General features: G+C 68.3%; 7 protein-coding genes and 5 pseudogenes. 5 read left to right on the forward strand and 7 right to left on the reverse strand.

Annotated elements, in window-relative coordinates:
- Positions 1–23: 23 nt before the first annotated feature.
- The 3 genes and pseudogenes from K7G60_RS38995 to K7G60_RS39575 all read right to left on the reverse strand — a co-directional run.
- A pseudogene (locus K7G60_RS38995) lies at positions 24–194 on the reverse strand (ISL3 family transposase); the annotation flags it as partial.
- Positions 148–711 (reverse strand): transposase family protein, encoded by a 564-nt coding sequence (locus K7G60_RS39570; protein ID WP_374115724.1) that lies wholly within the window; start codon positions 709–711, stop codon positions 148–150. The pseudogene K7G60_RS38995 and the gene K7G60_RS39570, both read right to left, overlap by 47 nt.
- 83 nt (positions 712–794) lie before the next feature.
- Positions 795–1,184 carry a DUF6207 family protein gene (locus K7G60_RS39575; RefSeq protein ID WP_225804607.1) on the reverse strand — a complete coding sequence of 130 codons (390 nt, stop codon included), beginning with the start codon at positions 1,182–1,184 and terminating at the stop codon, positions 795–797.
- Here K7G60_RS39575 and K7G60_RS32770 point away from each other — a divergent pair.
- Positions 1,080–1,448, forward strand: a pseudogene (locus tag K7G60_RS32770) (transposase); the annotation flags it as partial. The gene K7G60_RS39575 and the pseudogene K7G60_RS32770 overlap by 105 nt on opposite strands.
- A gap of 41 nt (positions 1,449–1,489) precedes the next feature.
- Here K7G60_RS32770 and K7G60_RS32775 read toward each other — a convergent pair.
- Positions 1,490–2,401, reverse strand: a pseudogene (locus K7G60_RS32775) (IS5 family transposase).
- A gap of 93 nt (positions 2,402–2,494) precedes the next feature.
- Here K7G60_RS32775 and K7G60_RS32780 point away from each other — a divergent pair.
- The 3 genes from K7G60_RS32780 (at position 2,495) to K7G60_RS32790 (ending at position 3,711) form a co-directional block, all read left to right on the forward strand.
- Positions 2,495–2,914: a DUF4440 domain-containing protein gene (locus K7G60_RS32780; protein ID WP_225804601.1), complete on the forward strand. Its 420-nt coding sequence runs from the start codon at positions 2,495–2,497 to the stop codon at positions 2,912–2,914.
- 237 nt (positions 2,915–3,151) lie between these two features.
- Positions 3,152–3,394: a VOC family protein gene (locus K7G60_RS32785; RefSeq protein ID WP_225804602.1), complete on the forward strand. Its 243-nt coding sequence runs from the start codon at positions 3,152–3,154 to the stop codon at positions 3,392–3,394.
- Positions 3,395–3,447: 53 nt separating this feature from the next.
- On the forward strand, positions 3,448–3,711 hold the full coding sequence (locus tag K7G60_RS32790; RefSeq protein WP_225804603.1) for a hypothetical protein: 264 nt from the start codon (positions 3,448–3,450) through the stop codon (positions 3,709–3,711).
- A gap of 553 nt (positions 3,712–4,264) precedes the next feature.
- Here the strand turns inward: K7G60_RS32790 and K7G60_RS32795 are convergent.
- Together K7G60_RS32795 and K7G60_RS32800 are read right to left on the reverse strand one after the other, a co-directional pair.
- A complete protein-coding gene (locus tag K7G60_RS32795) occupies positions 4,265–4,672 on the reverse strand; it encodes a TipAS antibiotic-recognition domain-containing protein (RefSeq protein ID WP_225804604.1) in 408 nt (135 codons plus the stop codon).
- Between the two features lie 172 nt (positions 4,673–4,844).
- Positions 4,845–5,083, reverse strand: a pseudogene (locus tag K7G60_RS32800) (hypothetical protein); the annotation flags it as partial.
- A 359-nt stretch (positions 5,084–5,442) separates the two neighbouring features.
- Between K7G60_RS32800 and K7G60_RS32805 the strand changes: the two are divergent.
- A complete protein-coding gene (locus K7G60_RS32805) occupies positions 5,443–5,721 on the forward strand; it encodes a GlsB/YeaQ/YmgE family stress response membrane protein (RefSeq protein WP_190156292.1) in 279 nt (92 codons plus the stop codon).
- 88 nt (positions 5,722–5,809) lie between these two features.
- Here the strand turns inward: K7G60_RS32805 and K7G60_RS32810 are convergent.
- Positions 5,810–6,043 (reverse strand): annotated as a pseudogene (locus K7G60_RS32810) (transposase); the annotation flags it as partial.
- Positions 6,044–6,240 lie beyond the last annotated feature (197 nt).

Genomic DNA, 6,240 nt, shown 5'->3' on the forward strand with positions numbered 1-6,240 from the left:
TGCCACAAGTGCCAGCGGTCGGCGACCTGCGTGGCCTGGGGTGCCACGGCTGTGGCGCCTTCCGCGAAGAACGGCGCGCGGTCCCGGCAGACGACCTCGAGCCCTGGCCGCTTCGCCAACCATGCGGCCAGGCTGGACGCCTCTCGGTCAGGCAGCGGATCCACCGGCCGACGAGTCTCGACGTCGACGAGCACCGTGCCGTGGACCCGTCTTTGCGTGTGGCGTGCTCATCGACACCCACCACCCGCGGGGCCGGGACCGCGGGTTCGGGCAATGCGTCGGGCAGCCGCAACACCGCGCTGCGGCTGATGGACACCCCGAATGCCTGGGCCATCCGGGCGCCGCCCGGCCGGCGAGGGCGAGACCCACCGCGGCCAGAGTCGCTCGCAACCGCTCCGTCCACCTCCTGTGCCGCCGGGTCAATCCCGGCATCTGTTCAGCGAACGTCCGCCGAGCGCACGAAGGCTCCGCACAGAAGAACCGCCGGACTCGCAGTTGCAGGACCACCAGACGTCCTCCGCTCGGCACGTCCGCTGGAAACCGCAGGTAAGAACTGTGCACCCGGGTCGACTCGCTCCCACAGTCTGGGCGTGCCGCCCCGGCCGACGTACTGCAGACGTCGATGCGTATCGCCTCGTGGCTCATGTCCAACGACAGCGCCGACACGTCCGCGATGGACAGTAACAACAGGCCCTCCAGGCGGGGCGCCATCTCTTCCACGACGCCGCACTGTCGACCACATCAAGATCGGCCCCGGTCATTTTCAGGCAACTTCCCAGAGCCCAATCGGAACGTCAGCCGTCACTCAGCGTGCGTGCATCACGGAAAGCGAGCCCGAACCCGTACTCATGGACAAAGCCAGCCCGCAGGTCGGCGTGGAGCCGGGCTCTCACACCCGGTTCACCTGGAACCTGACGCACCCGCGGAACTTCCGAGATGGCCCAGCATCGGTTCAGCTGCTCGGCCGCGGCATGGAGGGGGGCCTCGCCCGCGCCAGTGACGTCCAGGGCGATTTCCTCTCCTTCATGTCCGCCTGCCGCACGAGCGTCCCGTACGACTCCCTCCTCGCGGACACCTGAACCGCGGATGAGACGTTGTTCGCCGCGGTCGTCCACGTGCTCGTCAGCGGCTGCACCTGGCGGGCCCTGCCGCCCTGCTTCGGCGTATCGAAGTCGACAGCGCATCGCTGGTTCCTGGTCTGGTCGCGGGCTGCTGTGCGGGGCTGGCCCATAAGGAAATCCTGCACCGTCTCGACGGCGCCGACCTGCTCGACCCGTCCCGCGCCGTCCTCGACTGCGCCCACGGCAGGACGAAAAAAAGGGGGCGAACTCACCGGTCCAGGCCCTGGAACCCAGGATCGCGGGCTTCCAAACGAGACACGATCCTCACCGCAGGCGTCACTTCAAAACTTCAAACCCCAATATCTACATACCGACAATACCTACGACGTCCTTAGCAGGTTGATCGCAGCCACCAAGGGCAACGGGATCTAGGACCTGTCTGACAAAGGATCTTGGAGTGGGTGTGCGGAGCCAGAGAATGAGTGCGGCGAGGTGGACTCCGGCCTTGTAGCGGTCGGCGAGTTTGTCGAAGCGGGTGGCGATCGCGCGGAACTGCTTGAGGCGGTTGAAGCAGCGTTCGACCACGTTGCGGGCCTTGTAGAGCTCTCGGTCGAAGGCCGGCGGCCTGCCGCCGGTCTGTCCGCGCCGCAGGCGGTTAGCCTTCTAATCCGACCGCTCCGGGATCACCGCCCGGATACCCCTGCGCCGCAGGGACTGGCGGATCGCCCGGGACGAATACGCCTTGTCCGCGATGACCGCGTCGGGCCTGCGGCGGGGCCGCCCGGCGCCGACCCGGGGCACCTTCAGCTCCTCCAGGACGGCGTCGAAGACGGTGGAATCGTTGACGTTGCCCGGCGTGACGACGACGGCCAGGGGCAGGCCCCGGCCGTCGCAGGCGAGATGGACCTTGGTGGTCAGCCCACCGCGGGACCGGCCAAGCGCCTGGCCAGCCGACGCGCGTGCCGGATCTTCCAGTTCGTCCCCCGCCGCCGCCCCTTTTTGCGGGCACCGGCGGCGTGCTGGTGGGCTCGGTTGATCGTGGAGTCGACCGACACCGTCCATTCCACGGTTCCGACGGAGTCGTCCCGGACCTGGACCTGCTCGAGCAGGTCGGCCCAGGTGCCATCCGCTTCCCAGCGGGCGAACCGCTCATAGACCGTCTGCCACGGCCCATAGCGTTCCGGCAGGTCACGCCACGGAGCACCGGTCCGCAACCGCCACAGCACCCCGTTGATCACCTGCCGGTGATCCCGCCACGGACGCCCACGACCGTCAACCCCCGGCAGCAGAGGCGCTATCCGCGCCCATGCCGCATCCGTCATCTCACCCCGTCCCACCACAAGATCAATTATCAGGCAGTGTCAGGGCCTGCCGCCGCTGAAGGCCGCCCGGCCGCCGAGGGCCCACCGATCGCGACCGGGCATCATGTCACCATGATCCAGAACGACCGGCACGCGCCTGAGGCGCTCCCGCAGCATCCGGACGTCACCGAGGCGATCGTCCGGGAGCGACGCCTCCACGACCCCTCCGTCCGCCTCTCCGGCCCCCTCGCCGAAGCCCTCTTCGACCCCGATTTCATCGAGGTCGGTGCCTCCGGGCGACGGTGGACGCATGCGGAGATGGTCGCCGCCCTGCCCACGCTCCACGGCGGAGCCGAGAACAGCACCCCCATCACCGCAGAGCACTTCAAGGGCACGGTTCTGGCCCCCGGGATCGTCCACCTCACCTACGAGACCCGTATCGAGGACCGACAGGCCCGCCGTTCGTCGATCTGGCGCCGCGACGCCGCAGGGGAGTTCCGGCTCTACTATCACCAGGCCACGCCGGTCCCGGACGGGACGCTCCGGCCGTAGGTCCGTTCTGGGGCCTGTCTGCCCCTTCCCGTCGGGTCGGGCTCGCCCGGCCTGGTCCACGCGAATTGTCAGACAGGCCCTAGGTTGAACCCGAGGGAACACTGAGGATCACGAGCAGGCGCACCGGCGAGGAGGTCTACAAGTGAGCAGGAGGCGACTGGACCACCTGCCCGCTTTGGGAGCAACTGGGGGCGGGGCCCCTCCCTCTCACGACTGCCACAGACCCCAGGAGCGCCAGTGATCAACAATCTCATCGTTCTCTCCACCGACCGGCTCGGCACCTGCCGCGACTTCTACAGTGGCTTCGGGCTCACGCTTGTACGCGAGCGGCACGGCACCGGACCCGAGCACTACCCCGCAACGCTCGCGCGCGGCGCCGTTCTGGAGCCGTACCCGACCGGCCGCCCGGCCACCGGCTGTCTCCGGCTCAGCCTGACCACACCCATCGGCGCCGGTGCCACCCGGTCCTGCAGGTTCTGACCGACCCCGATGATCGCACCATCGTTCTATCCGTACCCCGTGAGGAGAACCCCGTGACCAGCACAGACGAAGCCCGCTCCGCCGCCGCCCACATCCTCGGCCCCGGGGCCGCGATCCAGACCGCCACCCATCCTGGAGGGAGCCTCTCCCTCACCGTCACCCTGGGCGACCACACCGTCGTCATCGACGGGCACCCCGGGACCGGCTGGGGATGGAGCATCGACCCGGACGAGGCGAGCGGGTCCGCTGGGCACGACCGCACCGCCGACAGCCTCGACGACGCCCTGCACGCCGCGCGCACGGCCCTGGCCGCCTGACCGGCTCCCGTCGTACGCAAGGAAACGGCCGACGGGGCCCAGTCCGGAGACCGCCACCCGAAGGCGGCGAGCAAGCCCCGTCGGCAAGCAGGCTCCCCAGAGGAGAGCAAGTCATCACGGTAGCCACCGGCACCCCGTCCCTCCGCCTGGCCGGGACGGCGTCGCCTTCGCCGAGATCGTCGCGCAGTACGGCATGAGCACCCGATACGTCGCCGAGAATCCGCGCTGGGGCCCTCACCCGGATTGGCCCGCGCCTGCTGGTGAGCGGGGCGCAGTCTGGGGTTCGAGCCGTCGGCCGTGGCCGCGTTCGTCTTGAGGATCACCTCGTCGAGGTACCGACCCACTGCGGAGGACCGCTGGTCGTCCCGATGTTCCGCAGACTGCACGCCCGGTCAGCTCGATCTGCCCTACCGGCCGGCGCCTATCGCTGACCACGGTGCGGAATGTAGCCAACGCCTACGCCGTTCTCGCCGGTCACTACGGCCTGATCATGACTGCCGGGTATACGACTACGGCGCACCCGCCCCTGCATGTCCTGGCCCGTGTCGCCCGACTATGCCGAAGCCTCGGCCCCTGCGTTGGAGGCGAACCCGCTCCCCTGTTCGGCGAACACCTTGATCGCAGCGCCCAGGAACTCCACCAGCCCGGGGTGGTAGGAATCGTGGAAGGCCCTCATGGCCTCGTCCTCGGCGTAGAAGAGCGACATGCCGACGTAAGCCTCCCTGGAGGGGGTGTAGAACCGGCAGACGATGTCGAAGTGCCTGCGGACGAGCTCCTGGATCTGCTGGTCCCCTGGTAGGGAGCCGCCGTCCAGGAAAGCCGTGATCTCCCGGTACAGGACGTCCCAGTCCTGGTGGACCCGCTCCCTGTCCACATGTTCCCAGTCGTTGGTGTCGGCAAGACTCTTCGCCTGCTCCTCGGCCAACGACCGGCGACACTCGTCCTCGTAACTGTTCCCCACGGCACCGGTTCCCCTCGTTTCGTCACCTCTCCGGTGGTTCCCCGAGAGGCCGCCGACATGTCGGCATCGACCGGTCGCCGATGATCAACTTCCGGTCCAGGCCGAACGGTGACACACAGCCATCGGGCCGGCAAACCATTTCTTGGCCTTCCGGCGCTCCGTCCAGGTAAGCCGGCGGCGGAAGGCGCGGGTCGTACAGCGGCCGGCCTCCGAGCCACCGGCCGAGTTCGGTGGTCAGGGCGACGTCGTCGTCGACCTCCTCGGCCGCCACCGGTGGATATCCAGCAGAAGACCGTCCAGCGGGCCGCCGAGGAGTTCGGTGTGGATCCGCTCCGGCGGCGGGCCCGGGTCGGGGTCGTCGTGGTCACGGCCGTAGACCCGGCCGCGCAGCAGCTGCTCGTCACCGTTCATACCGACCAGCTTCCAGCCGCCGCCGACAACACCGTCCGGTACCGGCCCCAGCAGTGGAAGGGGCTCCTCCCCATGGCTATCGCGTGGGGAGGAGGTGTCCTCGTACGGGACCGGCTTGCCCGCTTGGAGTGACCCGCGAGAACGAAGGGCGTCCGTTTTGCCTGGCTCCCACCCGTGGTCACGCCTTCGGCCCCATCTCTGCAGGTCGTAACAGGCCCTGGCTGTCTTTGCGGCGTCCCGGGGTGCTTCTCGAACCGTGGGCCGGCAGGACTCCGGTGTCGGAGAGGAGGTTTGCCCGGGTGAGATCGGCGCAGACGTTGAGCCAACAGAGTCTTTATGCGACGAAGTGGAGAGGCATTATGGGCATCATCGCGTGGATCCTCATCGGCCTGATCGCCGGCGCCATCGCCAAGGCCCTGATGCCGGGCAAGGACCCCGGCGGCATCATCATCACCATGCTCATCGGCATCGCCGGCGGCCTGCTCGGAGGCTGGCTCGGCAAGGTCATCTTCGGCGTGGACTCCGTCGACGGCTTCTTCGAGATATCCACCTGGATCGCCGCCATCGTCGGCTCCGTCATCCTCCTCGCCCTCTACCGCCTCATCACCGGCAACCGACACACCCACCGCCACGCCTGATCGGCCCAAGGCACACGCCCTACAGCCCCGAACGGCTCCCTCTCCCGTCGCCCACGGGACGGGAGCCGTCGGCATGTACGAACCCGTCCACTCCACTGCAGCCGGTCCGCTCTGCAGGGACATCTCTCCAGCTCATGTTCTTGCGCAGGACGTGAACGATGCCCCGCAGAGCCGCCCGGTCGTCCGCGGGCAGCCGCTCTGGATACCGATGACGCCGCACAGGCCGGGACGGCAGTAGCGGAGCAACGTGTTTCCACAGGTCATCAGACACAAGATCATCTGGGATCTGCACCACTCTGCCGCCACCGAGCTCGACCGCCAAGTACCTGTACCGAACTCATTCTGAAACGACCAGTAAGTGCGAGGACGGCGGACTCTGGGTCTACGAGGCCTCTGTCAAGCGCCCCGCCGCAGTAGCCCCGAGCGGCTACGCGACTTGCTACGTCGGTTCGCGGCTCGCCTGTACGACGACCCGGATCACGTGACGGACCCCTGAACCCGCTCCAGGGCCCTCCGGTA

It is taken from the genome of Streptomyces sp. NK15101 (assembly GCF_020400725.1).
In the GTDB taxonomy this organism is placed as follows: domain Bacteria; phylum Actinomycetota; class Actinomycetes; order Streptomycetales; family Streptomycetaceae; genus Streptomyces.